This window comes from Stutzerimonas stutzeri, assembly GCF_000219605.1.
Classification (GTDB): Bacteria; Pseudomonadota; Gammaproteobacteria; order Pseudomonadales; family Pseudomonadaceae; genus Stutzerimonas; species Stutzerimonas stutzeri.
In genome coordinates, this window is the sequence record NC_015740.1 from 171711 (window position 1) to 190577 (window position 18867).

The window sequence follows — 18867 nt, forward strand, 5'->3', positions numbered from 1 at the left end:
CCGAACGCACCATGAGGACCTTCCCATGAACGTCAACTACACGGCCGAAGAGCTCGCCTTCCGCGATGAAGTGCGCGCCTTCCTGAAAAGCGAGCTGCCGGCGGACATCGCCGCCAAGGTCAAGCTCGGCAAGCACATGTCCAAGGAAGATCACCAGCGCTGGCAGCAGATCCTGGTCAAGCGCGGCTGGTACGCGCCGGGCTGGCCGGTGGAGCTGGGCGGCACCACCTGGGGACCGGTGGAAAAGCACATCTTCGACGAGGAGTGCTCCGCCTTCGGGGCGCCGCGTACCGTGCCCTTCGGCGTCAACATGGTCGCCCCGGTGATCATCAAGTTCGGCACCCAGCAGCAGATCGACCATTACCTGCCGCGCATCCTCTCCGGTGAAGACTGGTGGTGCCAGGGCTATTCCGAGCCCGGTGCCGGTTCCGACCTAGCCAGCCTCAAGACCCGCGCCGTGCGTGACGGCGACCACTACGTGGTCAACGGCCAGAAGACCTGGACCACCCTCGGTCAGCACGCCAACATGATCTTCTGCCTGGTGCGCACCGACCCCGAGGCCCAGCAGCAGCGCGGCATCAGCTTCCTCCTGATCGACATGAAGAGCCCGGGCATCAGCGTGCGGCCGATCATCACCCTGGACGGCGACCACGAGGTCAACGAAGTCTTCTTCGACAATGTCCGCGTGCCGGTGGAAAACCTCGTCGGCGAGGAAAACCAGGGTTGGACCTGCGCCAAGTACCTGCTGACCCACGAGCGCACGGGCCTGGCCGGCATCGGCTCGTCCAAGGCGGTGCTGGCGCACCTCAAGCGCATCGCCATGAAGGAAGTCTGCGACGGCAAGCCGATGCTCGAAGACCCGCTGTTCCGCGCTCAGGTCGCCGAGGTCGAGATGCAGCTGATGGCCATCGAGATGAGCACCCTGCGCATCCTCGCGGCGGCGAAGGAGGGCGGCGTACCCGGCGCCGAGTCGTCGATCCTCAAGATCAAGGGCACCGAGATCCGTCAGGCGATCACTCACCTCTTGCGCAAGGTCATCGGCCCCTACGCGTTGCCGTTCCTCGAAGAGGAGCTGCAGCTGGACTACGAAGGCGAGCTCTTGCACGCCGACTACAGCGCATCGCTGGCCGGCGATTACTTCAACATGCGCAAGCTGTCGATCTTCGGCGGCTCCAACGAAATCCAGAAGAACATCGTCTCGAAGATGATTCTCGAGCTGTAAGGGGACAACGCCATGGACTTCAAACTGACCGAAGAGCAGCAGATGCTGCAAGACACCGCGGCGCGCCTGGTGCGCGACGCCTATCCGTTCGAACAGCGCGAGAAGTTCAGCGAGTCCGAGCTGGGCTTTTCCGCCGAATTCTGGTCGCAGCTGGGCGAACTGGGCCTGACCGCGGTGCCGTTCTCCGAGGAGATCGGCGGCTTTGGTGGTAGCGGCGTGGAAACCATGCTGGTCATGACCGAGCTGGGCCGCGGCCTGACGCTGGAGCCGTATCTGCAATCGGTGATCCTCGCGGGCGGCCTGATCAACCAGCTCGGTTCCGACGCGCAGAAGCAGGACCTGCTGCCGCAGGTCGCCGCCGGTTCGCTGCAACTGGCGGTCGCGTTCGACGAACCGCAGAGCCACTACAACCTCCACGACGTACAGACCCGCGCCGAAGCGGTCGACGGCGGCTATCGGCTCTCTGGACGCAAGGCCGTGGTCATCGGCGGGCACAGTGCCGGGCAGATCATCGTTTCCGCGCGCAGTTCCGGCGACAGCCGCGACGAGGCCGGCATCAGCCTGTTCCTCATCGACCCGAACGCCCAGGGCGTCAGCCGTCGCGTCTACCCGACCATCGACGGGCGCAAGGGCTGCGACTTGTTCCTCGACAACGTGCAGGTGGGTGCCGAGGCGCTGCTTGGCGAGCTGGGCAATGCCTTGCCCGCGATGCGCTACCAGCAGGGCCGCGCCATCGCCGCGCAGTGCGCCGATGCGCTGGGCAGCATGGATGAGGCCTGCAAGCTGACCCTTGAATACCTGAAGACGCGCAAGCAGTTCGGCGTGCCGATCGGCAAGTTCCAGGTCCTGCAGCACCGCATGGTGGACATGCAGACCGAGCTGGAGCAGGCCACCAGCATGGCGATCCTCGCCGCGACCTTTGCCGATGGCGAAGACAACGACGAGCGCAGCCGCATCATCGCTGCCGCCAAGTACATCTGCGCCCGCGCCGCGCGCAAGGTGGCCGAGGAAGCCATCCAGCTGCACGGCGGCATCGGCATGACCTGGGAATACAACCTTGCCCACCACGCCAAGCGGCTGGTGATGATCGCCCACCAGTTCGGTGACGACGACCACCACCTGAAGGCCTATGCGAAGCTGATGCAGGTGGCCTGATCGCCCCGCCTGCAGCATGAAAAAACCCGCTCTCAGGAGCGGGTTTTTTTATGGCCCGATGGTTGTGTGTGGTTCGATAGTGCAGAGGTTGGAGCGTGGGCGGAGTCGGGTCGGTGTCCCTGGGTGGATCGATAAGGCGTAATCCACTCCAGGGGCATGTCGGATCAGACCGGCTTGGCCTGCGCGTCGCTCCCCGCTGCGCTCTGCGGCTTCCATTCCTGCAGCCGATCCAGGCTGCCGCGGTAGTGCTTGAGCCCCATGCCGAGCAGGATCATGGCGCCAACAAGGGCGATGCCGGTGACGATCAGCAGCGAATAGCGCAGGGCGTTGTCGTCGCCGAAGACGAAATCGGTGCCCAGCGCCACCGCGGTCGGGCCGATGCCCAGGCCGACCATGGTGATGACGAACAGGTATACCGCCGACGCCTGGCCGCGCATGGAGTTGGGCATGATCTCCTGGATCGCCGCCGGGCCCACGCCGAAGGGCATGGCGATGGTGAAGACATGCAGGGCGATCAGCGCCAGCGCCAGTTCGCCGGTGCCGGCCAGGTAGGCGAGATTGAGCGGAAGGGTCAGGGCGGCGGAGATGATGCCTACGCGCAGTGGCGCGTCGCGATAACCGCGCCGGTGCAGCAGGTCCGACAGTCGCCCGCCGGCGATGATGCCGATCGAGCCGGCCACCGCGACGACCGAGCCGTAGAGCACGCCGACGTCGCTGGCCGACCAGCCGTAGGTGCGGATAAAGAAGGTCGGAATCCATGCCGAACTGCCATAGGCGGCGAAGGCCAGGCAGGCGAAGCCGAAGTTGTGGCAGAGCACGGTACGGCGGTTCTGGCGGATGTAGCCGGCCACTTCGCTCAACGGCACCTCGACGCCGGCGCCGACGCCCTTGCGCGATGGCTCGCGAATCAGCAGCAGGACGGCGGCGAAGAGCACACCGGCCGCGCCGAGCACGAGAAAGATCAGCTGCCACGGGCGCACCATGCCGAGCACCGGCAGTTCCACGTCGCCCTGTGCCGAGGCGAACTTGACCACCAGCCCGCCGAGCAGGAACGCCAGACCCGAGCCGATGTAGATGCCCATGGAGTAAACGCTCATCGCGGTACCGCGCAGCTTCGGCGGGAAGCTGTCGGCGATCAGCGAATAGGCCGAGGGCGAGAGCGCCGCCTCGCCGACCCCGACGCCGATGCGGAACACGAGAAAGTGCCAGAAGGTCTTGGCCGTGCCGCACAGCGCGGTCATCAGACTCCAGACCAGCACGCCGATGGCGATGATGCCGCGGCGGCTCTTGCGGTCAGCCAGGCGCCCGATGGGCACGCCGCAGATGGTGTAGAACACTGCGAAGGAAAAGCCCATGAGCAGGCTCATGTGGGTGTCGGTGATATCCAGATCGCGGCGGATCGGCTCCACCAGCAGGTTGAGAATCTGCCGGTCGACGAAGGACAGCACGTAGGCGAGCATCAGGATCGCGACCGTCATCCAGGCGCGGGTGCTCGAGGGATAGCCGTTATTGTTGTTGTGCATGGCAAGCTCCGATTAGCGAGGGGGGCTGCAGCCCATCCTCACTTTTGTCGGAGATCGCCGATCCGGCAAGCGGAATAACTCTCACATATGTTTCGAAATATGCTTGATATGTTCCGCTCTGCGAAACTATGTATGTACCGGTTACGCAACAGCGCCCTGCTTGTCTGCCACCAGTTCCGGTAGAAGATGCCGCGTCCAGAGGCTGTCGGCGAATTGCCGGCGGAAGAAGCCGAAGTGGCCGATGCGTGTGGCGCCGATTTCTGCCGGGGCGATGCGCTGCATGGTCTTTGGCGCCGAGCTGTAGAACCCGTGGAGGGATTCGGTGTTTCGCGCCGACATCATCTCGTCGTCGCTGAAGGACAGTGAGGTCAGCGGAGTCCGCACTGCGGCGAAAGCCTGACGCACGGGCTCGCCCTCGACACCGACCAGGTATTGCGGGTGCAGACACCAGCGCCGCCACTGGCGAATCACCCCGGCGGGCAGGTCGCCGACTGCGCCGATGCGACCGCCTGGGAAGTAGCCTGCCACCGCGGTCAGCACGGGCGCCAGGCCATGCCAGAGCAGCCAGGCCTTGTTGCGGATCTGCGGGCTGTTCTCGCGCCAGTAGCCGCTGCCGGCGGCGATGGTGACGATGCGGGTCAGGCGTTCGTGGCCGTCGACCAGTGGCAGTATCTGCGCACCGACGCTGTGTCCGATCCAGTACAGAGGCAACCCGCCGGCGACCTCGGCCGCCGCGGCGAGCACGGCGCTGCAGTCGTGACGGCCCCAGTCGAGGATGTCCACGTCCAGCTGCCGCAGCGGCATCCGACGCGAGCGTCCCATGCCCAGGTAATCGAAGGTCACCGCCAGGTAGCCCTGGCCGGCCAGCCAGTTGGCGAAATCGGTATAGAAGCGCTGCGGTACGCCCATTGCCGGGGCGATCAGCACGACGCCGGCTGGCTCCTGGCCGGGCTGGTACCAGCAGCTGGACAGGACATGGCCGTTGCCGTTGTCGATGAAGCGTTCTTCAACCTGTATCGTCGCCATCTTGTTGTTCTCCGCACTGTTGCGATTGCCACGTCGGTGCAGTATACGAGCGGTAGAATATAATTCTAGAAAAATATTCTAGTCAGACGGGAGGCCGGATGGCCCGCAGTAGCCGCAAGCAGGAAATCCTTCAGGCCGCGCTCGCCTGTTTCACCGAATTCGGTGTCGAGGCGACGACTATCGAGATGATTCGTGATCGCTCCGGCGCCAGCATCGGCAGCCTCTATCACCACTTCGGCAATCGCGAGCGGATCATCGCCGCGCTGTATCTGGAGGGCATTGGCGAGTACGCCGCGCTGCTCGAGGCCGGGCTGATCGAGACGCTGGATGCCGAGGCCTGTGTCCGGCTGTTCGTCACCAGCTATATCGACTGGGTGGTGGCGAATCCGGACTGGGCACGTTTCGTCCTGCACAACCGCGGGCGGGTCGAGGCGGGGGAAATGGGCGAGCAGCTACGCGAGGTCAACCGCGTGCATGGCGAACGGGTCGGAGCGATCCTGCGTCGGCATCGCGAAAGCGGGGCATTCAGGCGCATGCCGGGCGACTGCTTTCTGGCAGTGGTGATCGGCCCCTGCCACGACATGGCGCGCAACTGGCTGGCCGGACGTTCGCGCACCTCGCTGGCCGACTGCCGCGAGCTGCTGGCGGATATCGCCTGGGTCAGCGTCAGGGCCTAATCAGACGGGCAGGCTAGACGCCCAGGCTCTCGATATCGCGGGCCAGCATCTCCAGCTGATGCGCCAGCGAGCCCTTGAGGGTCTCCTCGCTGAGCTGGAACGACGGGGCACCGCAGGTCAACGCCATGATGCTGCCATCGGCCAGGTGCAGCGGCACGCCGGCGGCCATCACGTTGCGGTCCCAGTCACCCAGTGACAGGCAGAAGCCGTGCCGGGCGAACTCCTCGAACGAGGCCTGCAGGGAGTCGCGGATCGCCATCCAGCCCTCTCCATATTTGGCCGCCAGCGCCGCCATCAGGTGCTCACGCTCCTTTTCCGGGGTGGCGGCGAGAAAGGCGCGGCCGGCTGCGGTGGTGGCCAGCGGCAGACGCACGCCGGCGTCCATGCGCAGGGTGGTGACCTCGGCCGGGCGGCAGTTCTCCACGTAGATCATCGACAGCCGGTCGCGGCAGGTCAGACCCACCGTGGTGTTGGTACGGCGGGCGAACTCATCCATGTACGGCTTGGCCAGCTGACGCACGCGCAGGTTGGAGACGTAGGCATAACCCAGCGCCAGCACGCCGGAGTCGAGCTGGTATTTCTCCAGCTGCTGGGAGTAGCTGAGGTAGCCGAGCTTGGTCAGGGTATAGGTCATGCGCGACACGGTGGGCTTGGGCAGCCCGGTGATGCGCGCGATGTCCTGGTTGCCCATCACCACCGAGCCGTGGGTGAAGGCGCGCAGCACGTCCAGCCCGCGGGCCAGGGCCTCGACGAACTTGCGGTCCTTGGGTGTGCCGGTGTCTTCGATGTCGTCGCTCATGGTCTCGGTCTGTCTGGCTAGTGGGCAGCGGTGGCGAACGATAGCAGATCGCCCGACGCCGGGCAGTGCGGCCATTGGCGATCATTGCGAGGGCAAAACCGTTCTACTACTATCGGATTCGACATCCAGTTTCGCACAGTAAAACAATAATTCATTTTGGAGAATGTCGATGTCCGCTTCCGTGCAAGGCTACGTGGCTGCTGAACTGGCCCGTGGCGGCTACCAGAACGTCCATGACCTGCTCGCTCAGGCCTGCGCGAAGCATCCGCAGCGCTTGGCCTTTTCCTGCGGCGACGACTGCCTCAGCTATGCCGAACTGGGCAGCCGCGCCGACGCCTTCGCCCGCTACCTCCGGTATCACGCGGGTCTGCAACCCGGTGACCGCCTGGCGCTGCAGCTGCCCAACTCGTTGCAGTACCCCATCGCCACCTTCGGCGCGCTCAAGGCGGGGCTGGTGATCGTCAACACCAATCCGCAATACACCGCGGCCGAAGCGCGCCACCAGTTCCGCGACTCCGGTGCCAGGGCGATTCTCGTGCTCGACCGGCTGTTGCCGCTGGTGCGGGCGGTGCAGGCCGACACCGCACTGGAACGGATCATCCTCACCAGCGTCGAGGATCTGCAGGCGCCGGTCTATGACAGCCAGGAGCCGGCAACAGAGCGCTTCATGCAGGCGCTGCGGCTGGGTGAACAGAGCCCGGCGCTGGACTGCGTGGTCGGGCTCGAGCGGCTGGCGCTGCTGCAATACACCGGCGGGACCACCGGTGTGTCCAAGGGCGCGATGCTCAGTCACCGCAACCTGCTGGCCAACGTGCTGCAGACCATCGAGCTGTTCGACAAGCCGGGCCTTCTGGAGCCGGAAAAGGATGTGCGCATCGCGCCGTTGCCGCTGTATCACATCATGGCTTTCGCCACGAACTGCCTGAGCTCGGTGGGCATGGGGCTGCACACCGTGTTCATTCGCGACGGGCGCAACCTGGACGAAACCATCGGCGCCATGCAGCGTCACCCATTCAGCCTGCTCAGCGGCATCAACACGCTGTTCGTCGGGCTGATGAACCACCCGCAATTTCGCAGCATCGATTTCTCGCACCTCAAATGGGCGACCTCCGGCGGTGCGCCGCTCAACAGTGAGGTCGGGCGTCGCTGGCAGGTGTTGACCGGCGCGCCGATCCGCGAGGGCTTCGGTCTCACCGAGGCGTCACCGGTGGTAGCCACCGGGACCGCGCTGAGCCCCTATCGCGAGGGTTACATCGGCCAGGCACTGATCGACACCGAGCTGCGCACCGTGGACGACGACGGCAATGACGTGCCGGCAGAAAGCCCGGGGGAGCTCTGGTTGCGCGGACCGCAGGTGATGCAGGGCTATTGGCAGCGGCCGGAGGAGACGGCCAAGGTGATCACCGCGGACGGCTGGCTCAAGACCGGTGACATCGCGCTGCTGGATGCCGAGGGTTTCGTGAAGATCGTCGATCGCAAGAAGGACATGATCCTGGTGTCTGGCTTCAACGTGTTCCCTAACGAGATCGAGGATGTGCTGATGCAGCACCCGTCGGTACGCGAATGCGTGGCGGTGGGGATCCCTGATGCGCGCAAGGGCGAGGCGGTGAAGGTCTTTGTCAGCCTGCGGGAGGCAACCGATGATCAGGCCCTGCTCGAGCATTGCCGCCAGTTTCTGACCGGCTACAAGCTGCCGAGCGCCATCGAGATCCGCGACGAGTTGCCGAAGACGGCGGTGGGCAAGCTGCTGCGCCGTCAGCTGCGTGACGAGGCGCGGGCAATGGGCTGATCGCTGCCTATATATATGTAGCGAGGCGACGAGCGGGGCTGTTGCAGCGGGCGCCCCACGGGCTTGCCGGCTGGGCTCGGCGAGCCCAGCGCAGCCGGGCGGAAAAATCAATCCGCGCTTGTTGCTCCGGGGCCTTTCTGATATAAAGCAGCGCTCTTTTCTAGGGGCCCGGTATCTTCGCTTGCAGCGTGGCCGGTAAGACCCCCATGAATCGTGGCGCTGAGCGCCGAACTGACAAGTGAATTCAAGCGGCCAACCCATGCCGGGTTGGGCATGTGGTTTTAGAGGGCTGAGGCATGTCGAGAGTCTGTCAAGTTACCGGTAAGGGTCCGGTAACCGGAAACAATGTTTCCCACGCAATGAACAAAACCCGTCGTCGTTTCCTGCCGAACCTGCAGCATCATCGCTTCTGGGTCGAGTCCGAGAAGCGCTTCGTGCGTCTGCGCATCTCCACCAAGGGCATGCGTATCATCGATAAGCGTGGCATCGACGTCGTTCTGGCCGAGCTGCGCGCCCGCGGCGAAAAGGTTTAAGGAGAGCAATCATGCGTGACCTGATCCGTTTGGTGTCCAGCGCCGGTACCGGCCACTTCTACACCACCGACAAGAACAAGCGCACCACCCCCGACAAGATCGAAATCAAGAAATTCGATCCGGTCGTTCGCAAGCACGTGATCTACAAGGAAGCCAAGATCAAGTAATTGATCGGCCCTTGAAGGAAGAACCCGCCATACGGCGGGTTTTTTCGTTTCTGGGCCGGCGCCTGGCGCACCGTTCGTCAGCGCTCCGGGTAATTTGACAAGAGTCATATGCTCCCCACGGAAATTCGCTATCGTACGAGCTTCCCTTTCTCCCACTTTTCGGCACGAGGATGCGCAGCGCATGGCGAAGACGGACGGGCCCATCGCGGCAGACAGCAAGAGCACTTCCAGCATCGCCCTGCAGGCGGCTTCCGAGGACATCTGGTCGCAGAAATACCGCCTGAGCAGCAAGGACGGCACGCCCATCGACCAGACCGTCGATGACACCTGGCAGCGAGTCGCCCGTGCTCTGGCCGACGTCGAACCGGCCAAGCAGCGCGAGCACTGGTACGAGCGCTTCCTCTGGGCGCTGCGCAATGGCGCCATCCCGGCCGGGCGGATCATTTCCAACGCCGGCGCGCAGGACTACAAGCCGGCCACCTCGACCATCAACTGCACCGTCTCCGGTTCGATCACCGACTCGATGGACGACATTCTCGGCAAAGTCCACGAGGCCGGGCTGACGCTCAAGGCCGGCTGCGGCATCGGCTACGAGTTCAGCACCTTGCGCCCGCGCGGCTCGTTCGTTTCCGGCGCCGGCGCGCACACCAGCGGCCCGCTGTCGTTCATGGATATCTTCGACAAGATGTGCTTCACCGTGAGTTCGGCCGGCGGCCGCCGCGGCGCGCAGATGGGCACCTTCGACGTCGGCCATCCGGACGTGCGCGAGTTCATCCGCGCCAAGCGCGAGGACGGCCGCCTGCGTCAGTTCAACCTGAGCCTGCTGATCACCGACGAGTTCATGCAGACCGTCGAGGCCGACGGCGAATGGCCGCTGATCTTCCCGGTGCATGCCAAGGAAGCCGCCGAGCTGGATCTGGCCGACGATGCCCAGGTGGTCTGGCGCGAATGGCCGGTGCACGACGGCTACATCGTGCGCGACGATGGCCTGGTGGCCTGCAAGATCTACGGGCGGGTCAAGGCTCGGCATCTGTGGGACATGATCATGGTCTCCACCTACGACTATGCCGAGCCAGGCTTCATCCTCATCGACCGGGTCAACCAGCTGAACAACAACTGGTGGTGCGAGGCGATCCGCGCGACCAACCCCTGCGGTGAGCAGCCGCTGCCGCCATACGGCTCCTGCCTGCTGGGCTCGATCAACCTGACCCACTTCGTCATCGACCCGTTCGGCGTCGAAGCGCGCTTCGACTGGGACAAGTACCGCGAAGTGGTGCGCGTCTTCACCCGCATGCTGGACAACGTCGTCGAGATCAACGGCCTGCCGCTGGAGCAGCAGCGCCACGAGATCGAGAGCAAGCGCCGCCATGGCATGGGCTTCCTCGGTCTCGGCTCGACCCTGACCCTGCTCAAGCTGCGCTATGGCAGCCCGGAAGCCTGCGTGTTCACCGAGGAAGTTTCCCGCGAGATGGCGCTGGTCGGCTGGGAGCAGGCGCTGGAGCTGTCGAAGGAGAAGGGCCCGGCGCCGCTGTTGAGCCAGACCTTCGAGGTTACCGCAGAGATGCTGCGCAAGCGTCCGGAGATGGCCAAGGACGGCTACAAGGTTGGCGACCAGATTGCCGGTCGTGTGCTGCACGCCAAATACTCGCGGTATATGCAGAAGATCGCCGAATACGCGCCCGATCTGATCGAGGCACTGGCCGAGCAGGGCGCGCGCTTCACCCACCACAGCTCCATCGCGCCCACCGGCACCATCAGCCTCAGCCTGGCCAACAACGCCTCCAACGGCATCGAGCCGAGCTTCGCCCATCACTACTCGCGCAACCTGATCCGTCCGGGCCGCAAGGCCAAGGAGAAGATCGAGGTGTTCAGCTACGAGCTGCTGGCCTATCGCACGCTGATCAACGCGCGCGCCAAGCCCGGCTCCGACGAGCCGGGCGAGAAGCTGCCGGACTACTTCATCACCGCCGATGACGTCAGCCCGACCCAGCATGTGGACATCCAGGCCGCGGCGCAGAAGTGGGTCGACTCATCGATCTCCAAGACTGCCAACGTGCCGACCGACTACCCGTTCGAAGCGTTCAAGGACATCTATCGCTACGCCTGGCGCCAGGGCCTCAAGGGCTGCACCACCTTCCGCTTCAACCCGGCGGCATTCCAGGGCGTGCTGGTCAAGGAGGCCGACCTGGAGAAGACCCTGTACCGCTTCACCCTCGAAGACGGCAGCGTGGTCGAGCTCAAGGGCAACCAGGAAGTCGAGTACGACGGCGAGGTGAACACCGCCGCCAACCTCTTCGACGCCCTCAAAGAAGGCTACTACGGCAAGTACTGATTCCGCCTGAACCGCTTGTACGCCGGGCCGTTCATGGCCCGGCAGGAGAGATTGCACAATGACCGTAAAGATCACCCAGCGCATCAAGGGCTTCAAGGTCGTCGACGAGACCCTCGAGCGTCCCGCGACCGCCACCAGCGGCAGCGATGGCACGGCGAGCAAGGCCGTCAACGTGGTGGAGATGGACGAGAGCCTGCAGCGCCCGGAAACCCTGATCGGCATGACCTACAAGATCAAGTCGCCGCTGTTCGAACATGCGCTGTACGTCACCGTGAACGACATCGTGCTCAACGCCGGCACGCCGCACGAGCAGCGCCGGCCGTTCGAGATCTTCATCAACTCGAAGAACATGGACCACTTCCAGTGGATCGTCGCGCTCACCCGGATCATGTCCGCGGTGTTCCGCAAGGGCGGTGACTGCACCTTCCTCGTCGAGGAGCTCAAGGCAGTGTTCGATCCGCGTGGCGGCTACCTGAAGAAAGGTGGCGTCTACATGCCCTCGATCGTTGCCGAGATCGGCGCGGTGCTGGAGCGCCATCTGATTGCCATCGGCATGCTCGAAGGCCATGCCCTGGACGAAACCCAGCTCAAATACCTGGCCGAGAAGCGCGCCGCCTACGAGGCCAGCCAGGGTGCGGTGGCGGTGGAGCCGGGTGAAGGCTTCCCGGCCGGCGCGCAGCTGTGCAACAAGTGCAACACCCAGGCCGTGGTGCAGATGGATGGCTGCGCCACCTGCCTGAACTGCGGCAACTCCAAATGTGGCTGACCGCTCACGCGGTAGGATGAAAAAAAGGCCCGGGCTGATGCCACGGGCCTTTTTCGTTGGCGCGAGGCGAGGCGCGCTCAGGTCACCACGCGATAGCAGGGCGTGTACGGCACGCCTCCCGGCAGTTTCATGCGGTGCTGCTCGACGAAGGCCTGCAAAAGCTTGTCCAGCGGCTGCATGATCGCCGCGTCGCCATGGATCTCGTAACGGCCGTACTGCTCGATGCGGCGAATGCCCTTGTCCTTGACGTTGCCGGCGACGATGCCGGAGAACGCCCGGCGCAGATTGGCGGCCAGCTCGTGGGCCGGCAGGTCGCGACGCAGCTGCAGGTTGGCCATCGCCTCGTGGGTGGGATCGAAGGGCCGCTGGAAGCCTTCCTCGATCTTCAACAACCAGTTGAAATGGAACGCGTCGTTGCGTTCGCGGCGGAAGCGGCGCACCTCGCGCAGGCCCTCGGTCATCTGCCGCGCCACCTCGGTGGGGTCGTTGAAGATGATCTGATAGCGCTGCTGCGCTTCTTCGCCGAGGGTGGCGCCGACGAAATCGTGCAGCTGCTGCAGATAGTCCGCTGCGTCGCTCGGGCCGGTGAGGATGACCGGGAAAGGCACGTCGCGATTGGCCGGGTGCAGCAGGATGCCGAGCAGGTAGAGGAACTCTTCGGCGGTGCCGACCCCGCCGGGAAAGATGATGATGCCATGGCCGACCCGGACGAAGGCTTCCAGGCGCTTCTCGATGTCCGGCAGGATCACCAGCTCGTTGACGATCGGGTTTGGCGCCTCGGCGGCGATGATGCCCGGCTCGGTCAGCCCCAGGTAGCGGCTGCCGACGCGGCGCTGCTTGGCATGGCCGATGGTGGCGCCCTTCATCGGACCCTTCATCACGCCGGGGCCGCAGCCGGTGCAGACATCCAGGCTGCGCAGCCCCAGTTCATGGCCGACGCGCTTGCTGTACTTGTATTCCTCGGTGCTGATCGAGTGGCCGCCCCAGCACACAACCATGTTTGGCTCGACACCCGGGCGCAGCGTGCGGGCATTGCGCAGCAGGTGGAAGACGTAGTCGGTGATGCCCTGCGAGCTGTCCAGGTCGATGCGTGCACTGCTCAGCTCGCTCTCGGTGTAGACGATGTCGCGCAGGGCACTGAACAGCATCTCGCGGGTGCTGGCGATCATCTCGCCGTCGACGAAGGCGTCGGCCGGTGCGTTGAACAGCTCCAGGCGTACACCGCGGTCCTGCTGCAGGATGCGTACCTCGAAGTCCTCATAGGCTTCGAGAATGGTCTTGGCGTTATCGATGCGGGTGCCGGTGTTGAGGATGGCCAGCGCACACTGGCGGAAGAGTTTGTGCGTGCGTCCCGAGCCGACTTCACTCAGCTGCTGCACTTCGCGCTGGGACAGGGTTTCCAGGCTGCCCTTGGGGCTAACCGAGGCGTTGATTACATAGCGTTGGGTCATTCGTCGTTCCCTGAAATGCCACCGGATCGGCTGCATTGCGATGGTGAGCCCGGGGGCTGCAAGACTACGGGGTCGCCGGTTCATGGCGTGTCGAGGCACTCGCATGGCGAGCGGCCGTGAACACGGCAGGAAAAAGGTGCGCCATCTTACCTGTGATGCGCGGCATTGCGGGTTGGCGCTTGGTCGAGCCATCGACCAGGCACTGCCTGGTCAGGTGGCTTCGCCCCTTCAGGCCGCGGCGTCAGAACGCAAAAGGTAAGACACTCTGAGGGCGCTGGCGTGCGGCGAGCAGGCGATGAAATTCGCCGGGGTCTTTCACCTGCACGTCCGCCTTGCCTTCGTGACGCTGCGCCGCGATCAGCCGCGACAACCAGAAGCGCACGCAGGCGACCCGCAGCATCGGCTGCCAGAGTTCGGCTTCGGCCGGGGTAAAGCGGCGCAGGGCCGAGTAGGCCGCCAACAGCGGCTCGCTGCGTTCACCGTCGATCTCGCCGTTGGGGTGCGAGCACCAGTCATTCACGGCAATCGCCAGGTCGTAGAGCATCGGCCCGGAGCACGCGTTGTAGAAGTCGATCACCCCGGTCAGGTGGCTGCCTTCGAACAGCACGTTGTCGCGGAACAGGTCGGCGTGCAGGTTGGCGCGGGGCAGGGCGAGGAGTTTCGGTCGCAGCTCGGCGATTTCCGCCAGGCCGTCGCGCAGCAGTGGCAGCTGATCCTCGGGCAGGCTCAGCGCCAGGCTCGGCCCCTGCTCCTGCATCCAATCCAGGCCGCGGTCGCTGGCGCGTTCGAGGATGTGGTCGCGGGTGGCCAGATGCAGACGCGCCAGCAGCCGACCGACTTCGGCGCAATGGTGCGGGTTGGGCTCGACCACGTGCTTGCCGGGCAGTCGCGGCTGCAACAGCGCGGGCTTCTCCGCCAGCTCGCGCAGGGCCTCGCCCTGTTCGGTGCGCAGCGCATAGGGCACCGGCAGGCCGGCGCGGTGCAGCACGTCGAGCAGTTCGATGAAGAACGGCAGGTCCTGGCGCGGGCCGCGCTCGATCAGGGTCAGCACGTATTCGCCCTGCTCCAGGCTGATGAAGAAGTTGCTGTTCTCGCTGCCTGCGGCGATGCCCTGGAAGTCGCGCAGCCGGCCGAGCCGGTAGGGCGCCAGAAAGGCCTCCAGTTCATCGCGTTGCAGGGGCGTGAATACCGACATGTTGTCCTCCGGCGGATGTCTGGATTACCAGCTGAAGATCTTCCACGCGGGGATCAGCATGTCCGGCTGGTCGGAGCGCACGAAGTTGCCGTCATTTCCGTCCGCCCGCACCAGGAAGTAGGGCTTGCCGTGCTTGGGCGTGACTTTCACGGCGTAGAGGAAGCCGTTGACGCGATATTCCTCGACGGTGCGATCGCCTTCCTGACGGATGGTTACGTCCGGCTCACCTTCGACCGACTCCTGGGCGAAGCCGGCCAGAGGGGCGCATGCCAGCAGGCTGGCCAGCATCAGGTGTTTGAGAGCGCGCATGGTAACCTTGTCCCTTTGTCGATAAGTGGTCCTTCGCATTCTAGCTCCGGGCCCGCCGAAAAGGTTGATTCCGCTCATGAGCCAAGCCCCCCTCGTCCTGGTGGACGGTTCGTCCTACCTGTACCGCGCCTTCCACGCGCTGCCTCCGCTGACCACCTCTACCGGCAAGCCGACCGGTGCGGTCAAGGGTGTGCTGAATATGTTACTGAGCCTGCGCAAACAGTATCCGGACAGCCCGTTCGCCGTGGTTTTCGACGCCAAGGGTCCGACCTTTCGCGACGCGCTGTTCGAGAACTACAAGTCGCACCGCCCGCCGATGCCCGACGACCTGCGCGTGCAGGTCGAGCCGCTGCATGCCAGCGTCCGTGCACTGGGGCTGCCGCTGCTGTGCGTAGAAGGGGTCGAGGCCGACGACGTCATCGGCACCCTGGCGCGGCAATGCGCGGCGCTGGGCCGTGATGTGGTGATCTCCACCGGCGACAAGGACATGGCCCAGCTGGTCTGCCCGCACGTCACCCTGGTCAACACCATGACCGGCAGCGTCTATGACATCGAGGGCGTGAAGGCCAAGTTCGGCGTCGGCCCGGAACTGATCATCGACTTCCTCGCGCTGATGGGCGACAAGGTCGACAACATTCCTGGCGTGCCAGGCGTGGGCGAGAAGACGGCATGTGGCCTGCTCAACGGCATCCCGGGCGGGCTCAAGGGGCTCTACGAGCACCTCGACCAGGTCGCCGGGCTGCCTATTCGCGGTGCCAAGTCGTTGGGCGCCAAGCTGGAGGAGCATCGCGATGCCGCCTTCATGTCCTACGAGCTGGCTACGATCAAGATCGACGTGGCGCTGGACGTCGAGGTCGGTGACCTGATGCCCGGGGAGCCGCACCGCGAGGCGCTGATCGCCCTTTATCGCGAGCTGGAGTTCAAGCAGTGGCTGGACGAGCTGCTGCGCGAGGCCAAGGCGGCGGGGGAGAACTGCGAGGTGCAGCCAGAAGGCTGTTCGATCCAGGCCGAGGCCCAGTACGAGACCCTACTGGAGCAGGCCGATTTCGAGCGCTGGCTGGCGCGTCTGAAGGCGGCCGAATGTTTTGCCTTCGATACCGAAACCACCAGCCTCGATGCGCAGCGCGCCGAGCTGGTCGGCGTGTCTTTCGCCGTGGAGCCGGGCCAGGCGGCTTACGTGCCGCTGCGCCATTCCTACATGGGCGTGCCGCAGCAGCTCGAGCTGGATGCCGTGCTCGGCGCGCTCAAGCCGCTGCTGGAAGATCCGGCCAAGACCAAGATCTGCCAGCACGGCAAATACGACATGAACGTGCTGATGCACTACGGCATCGAGATGCGCGGCATGGCTTTCGACACCATGCTCGAATCCTACGTGCTGGACGCCACCGCCACTCGCCACGACATGGACAGTCTGGCGCTCAAGTACCTCGGCCGCGGCACCATCCGCTTCGAGGACATTGCCGGCAAGGGCGCCAAGCAGCTGACCTTCGACCAGATCGCCATCGAGCAGGCCGGCCCGTACGCCGCCGAGGACGCCGACGTCACCCTGCGCCTGCACCAGACCCTGCTCGGCAAGCTGGAGCAGACGCCATCGCTGCTCAGGGTGCTGACCGAGATCGAGATGCCGCTGGTGCCGGTGCTGGCGCGCATCGAGCGCAACGGCGCGCTGGTCGATGCACAGTTGCTTGGCCAGCAGAGCGTCGAGCTGGGCGACAAGCTGGTGCAGCTGGAACGCGAGGCGTTCGACATCGCTGGCGAGGAGTTCAACCTCGGCTCGCCCAAGCAGCTCTGCGCGATTCTCTACGACAAGCTCGGCTGCCCGGTGATCTCCAAGACCGCCGGCGGCCAGCCGTCAACGGCCGAGAGCGTGCTGGCCGAACTGGCCGAGCAGGATTACCCGCTGCCAAAGGTCATCATGCAGCACCGCAGCCTGAGCAAGCTCAAGGGCACCTACACCGACAAGCTGCCGCAGCAGATCAACCCGCGCACCGGGCGCATCCACACCAGCTACCACCAGGCGGTGACCGCCACCGGCCGGCTGTCCTCCAGCGACCCGAACCTGCAGAACATCCCGATCCGCACCGCCGAGGGGCGGCGCATTCGCCAGGCCTTCGTCGCGGCGCCGGGCTACAAGCTGCTGGCGGCGGACTACTCGCAGATCGAGCTGCGTATCATGGCCCACCTGGCGCAGGATGCCGGCCTCTTGCACGCGTTCCAGAACGACCTGGACGTGCACCGCGCCACGGCCGCCGAGGTGTTCGGCGTACCGCTGGAGCAGGTCAGCAACGACCAGCGCCGCAGCGCCAAGGCCATCAACTTCGGCCTGATCTACGGCATGAGCGCCTTCGGCCTGGCCAAGCAGATCGACGTCGGCCGCAAGGAAGCGCAGGAGTACATCGACCGCTATTTCGCCCGCTACCCCGGCGTGCTCGCCTACATGGAGCGCACCCGCACCCAGGCCGCGGAGCAGGGCTATGTCGAGACACTGTTCGGTCGCCGGCTGTACCTGCCGGAGATCAACTCGAAGAACGGCGCCATGCGCAAGGGCGCCGAGCGCACCGCGATCAACGCGCCGATGCAGGGCACCGCAGCGGACATCATCAAGCGCGCCATGATCGCCGTGGACGGCTGGCTGCAGGACAGCGGGCTGGATGCGCGGGTGATCCTGCAGGTCCACGATGAATTGGTGCTGGAAGTGCGCGAAGACCTGGTCGAACAGGTCCGCGAAGCCATCTGCCCGCTGATGAGCGGGGCCGCCCAGCTGGACGTGCCGCTGCTGGTCGAGGCGGGGGTTGGCAACAACTGGGACGAGGCGCACTGATCGAGCTGCCGAAAAATGTCGGTAGTCGACGAAATTTTTTTCGTTCGCGTTGAACTTACGGCGCAATGCTCCGGTCAGAGCATGCGAAGGGTGTAAAAGCCCTTCGATGCTCCTTGTTGTGTTAAGTGTTGGCAGATCTCTGGACCCCGCCCTAGCGGTCCGGATTCGACCTCGAACTTCCCCCTCCCCCAATGAAGTTCGAGGTTTTTTTTGCCTGGAGAAAAGTGGAAAGACGCTGAGCAGCAGTAATGGGCCTGCGCAAGTTTTTGCGCAGGTGTTCTGTGGATAACCTTGTGAATAAGCTGTTCGCAGCGCGATCTGCCAGCGTTGGGGCGGCGTTGCGCAAGTTGTTGCCGCGGCTGCGCAGGTTCTTGCACAGCTTTCTGTGCTGGGCATCACGCCTGCCGTTTAAGGCGTATGCTGTTTCTCTATATCTTTTTGAAAAATAAGAGTTTTTCGTAAATGGCACGGTGCTTGTTGTTATGAAATGGCCATTCGGCACTCATTTCAGACAAGGAGAGCACCCATGCCAACACCCGCGTATCTGTCCCTCGAAGGCACCAAGCAAGGCCTGATCACCGCTGGCACCTTCACCGAGGACTCGGTTGGCAACATTTTCCAGGAAGGCCATGAGGACCAGATCCTGGTGCAGGCCTTCCAGCATCAGGTCATCATCCCGCGTGACCCGCAGTCCGGCCAGCCGACTGGCCAGCGCGTGCACAAGCCCCTGATGATCACCAAGGTGTTCGACAAGTCGTCGCCGCTGATCTTCAACGCACTGACGTCCGGCGAGCGCCTGAACAAGTGCCGTCTGGAGTGGTATCGCACCTCGTCCACCGGTACTCAGGAACACTACTTCACCATCGAACTGGAAGATGCGGTGATCGTCGACGTGCAGTCGCGCATGCCCAACTGCCAGGACCCGAACATGTCGCACTTCACCCATCTGGAAGACGTGTACTTCACCTATCGCAAGATCGTCTGGACCCACGAGGTATCCGGCACCTCCGGCTCCGACGACTGGCGCACCCCGATCGCCGGCTGATTCGCCGCGGTCCCGCTTCGGCCAGGCTCGCCTGGCCGAACGCTTTTTTGCGAAGCA

The 18867-nt window shown here is 64.5% G+C and carries 16 protein-coding genes; 10 read left to right on the forward strand and 6 right to left on the reverse strand.

Annotated elements, in window-relative coordinates:
• Positions 1-25: 25 nt before the first annotated feature.
• Both PSTAB_RS00765 and PSTAB_RS00770 read left to right on the forward strand, forming a co-directional pair.
• Positions 26-1222 (forward strand): acyl-CoA dehydrogenase family protein, encoded by a 1197-nt coding sequence (locus PSTAB_RS00765; RefSeq protein WP_013981301.1) that lies wholly within the window; start codon positions 26-28, stop codon positions 1220-1222.
• Positions 1223-1234: 12 nt separating this feature from the next.
• Positions 1235-2377 carry an acyl-CoA dehydrogenase family protein gene (locus PSTAB_RS00770; RefSeq protein WP_013981302.1) on the forward strand — a complete coding sequence of 381 codons (1143 nt, stop codon included), beginning with the start codon at positions 1235-1237 and terminating at the stop codon, positions 2375-2377.
• Positions 2378-2541: 164 nt separating this feature from the next.
• Here the strand turns inward: PSTAB_RS00770 and PSTAB_RS00775 are convergent, their stop codons facing one another.
• Complete coding sequence (locus tag PSTAB_RS00775) at positions 2542-3900, reverse strand: spinster family MFS transporter (RefSeq protein WP_013981303.1); 1359 nt, start codon at positions 3898-3900, stop codon at positions 2542-2544.
• Positions 3901-4041: 141 nt separating this feature from the next.
• A complete protein-coding gene (locus PSTAB_RS00780) occupies positions 4042-4926 on the reverse strand; it encodes an alpha/beta hydrolase family protein (protein ID WP_013981304.1) in 885 nt (294 codons plus the stop codon).
• A gap of 98 nt (positions 4927-5024) precedes the next feature.
• On the opposite strand from PSTAB_RS00780, the gene PSTAB_RS00785 reads away from it, so the two are divergent.
• Complete coding sequence (locus tag PSTAB_RS00785) at positions 5025-5603, forward strand: TetR/AcrR family transcriptional regulator (RefSeq protein ID WP_011911353.1); 579 nt, start codon at positions 5025-5027, stop codon at positions 5601-5603.
• Between the two features lie 13 nt (positions 5604-5616).
• Here PSTAB_RS00785 and PSTAB_RS00790 read toward each other — a convergent pair whose 3' ends face one another.
• Positions 5617-6402 carry an IclR family transcriptional regulator gene (locus PSTAB_RS00790; protein WP_013981305.1) on the reverse strand — a complete coding sequence of 262 codons (786 nt, stop codon included), beginning with the start codon at positions 6400-6402 and terminating at the stop codon, positions 5617-5619.
• Positions 6403-6571: 169 nt separating this feature from the next.
• Between PSTAB_RS00790 and PSTAB_RS00795 the strand changes: the two genes are divergently transcribed.
• The 5 genes from PSTAB_RS00795 (at position 6572) to PSTAB_RS00815 (ending at position 11989) form a co-directional block, all read left to right on the forward strand.
• Entirely contained in the window at positions 6572-8191 is a 1620-nt protein-coding gene (locus PSTAB_RS00795; protein WP_013981306.1) for an AMP-binding protein, read from the forward strand.
• 296 nt (positions 8192-8487) lie between these two features.
• Positions 8488-8724 (forward strand): 50S ribosomal protein L28, encoded by a 237-nt coding sequence (gene rpmB / locus PSTAB_RS00800; RefSeq protein ID WP_041771612.1) that lies wholly within the window; start codon positions 8488-8490, stop codon positions 8722-8724.
• A gap of 11 nt (positions 8725-8735) precedes the next feature.
• On the forward strand, positions 8736-8891 hold the full coding sequence (gene rpmG / locus PSTAB_RS00805; RefSeq protein WP_003284185.1) for a 50S ribosomal protein L33: 156 nt from the start codon (positions 8736-8738) through the stop codon (positions 8889-8891).
• A 181-nt stretch (positions 8892-9072) separates the two neighbouring features.
• On the forward strand, positions 9073-11223 hold the full coding sequence (locus PSTAB_RS00810) for an adenosylcobalamin-dependent ribonucleoside-diphosphate reductase (RefSeq protein WP_013981309.1): 2151 nt from the start codon (positions 9073-9075) through the stop codon (positions 11221-11223).
• Positions 11224-11281: 58 nt separating this feature from the next.
• On the forward strand, positions 11282-11989 hold the full coding sequence (locus PSTAB_RS00815; protein WP_011911357.1) for a TSCPD domain-containing protein: 708 nt from the start codon (positions 11282-11284) through the stop codon (positions 11987-11989).
• Between the two features lie 77 nt (positions 11990-12066).
• Here the strand turns inward: PSTAB_RS00815 and ppnN are convergent, their stop codons facing one another.
• The 3 genes from ppnN to PSTAB_RS00830 form a co-directional block, all read right to left on the reverse strand.
• Positions 12067-13440 (reverse strand): nucleotide 5'-monophosphate nucleosidase PpnN, encoded by a 1374-nt coding sequence (ppnN, locus tag PSTAB_RS00820; protein WP_013981310.1) that lies wholly within the window; start codon positions 13438-13440, stop codon positions 12067-12069.
• Positions 13441-13681: 241 nt separating this feature from the next.
• Complete coding sequence (locus PSTAB_RS00825) at positions 13682-14635, reverse strand: homoserine kinase (RefSeq protein WP_011911359.1); 954 nt, start codon at positions 14633-14635, stop codon at positions 13682-13684.
• A 24-nt stretch (positions 14636-14659) separates the two neighbouring features.
• Positions 14660-14944 (reverse strand): DUF2782 domain-containing protein, encoded by a 285-nt coding sequence (locus tag PSTAB_RS00830; RefSeq protein ID WP_013981312.1) that lies wholly within the window; start codon positions 14942-14944, stop codon positions 14660-14662.
• Positions 14945-15020: 76 nt separating this feature from the next.
• Here PSTAB_RS00830 and polA point away from each other — a divergent pair, with 76 nt between their 5' ends.
• A complete protein-coding gene (gene polA, locus PSTAB_RS00835; protein ID WP_013981313.1) occupies positions 15021-17765 on the forward strand; it encodes a DNA polymerase I in 2745 nt (914 codons plus the stop codon).
• Between the two features lie 526 nt (positions 17766-18291).
• Positions 18292-18810 carry an Hcp family type VI secretion system effector gene (locus tag PSTAB_RS00840; protein WP_003286458.1) on the forward strand — a complete coding sequence of 173 codons (519 nt, stop codon included), beginning with the start codon at positions 18292-18294 and terminating at the stop codon, positions 18808-18810.
• Positions 18811-18867 lie beyond the last annotated feature (57 nt).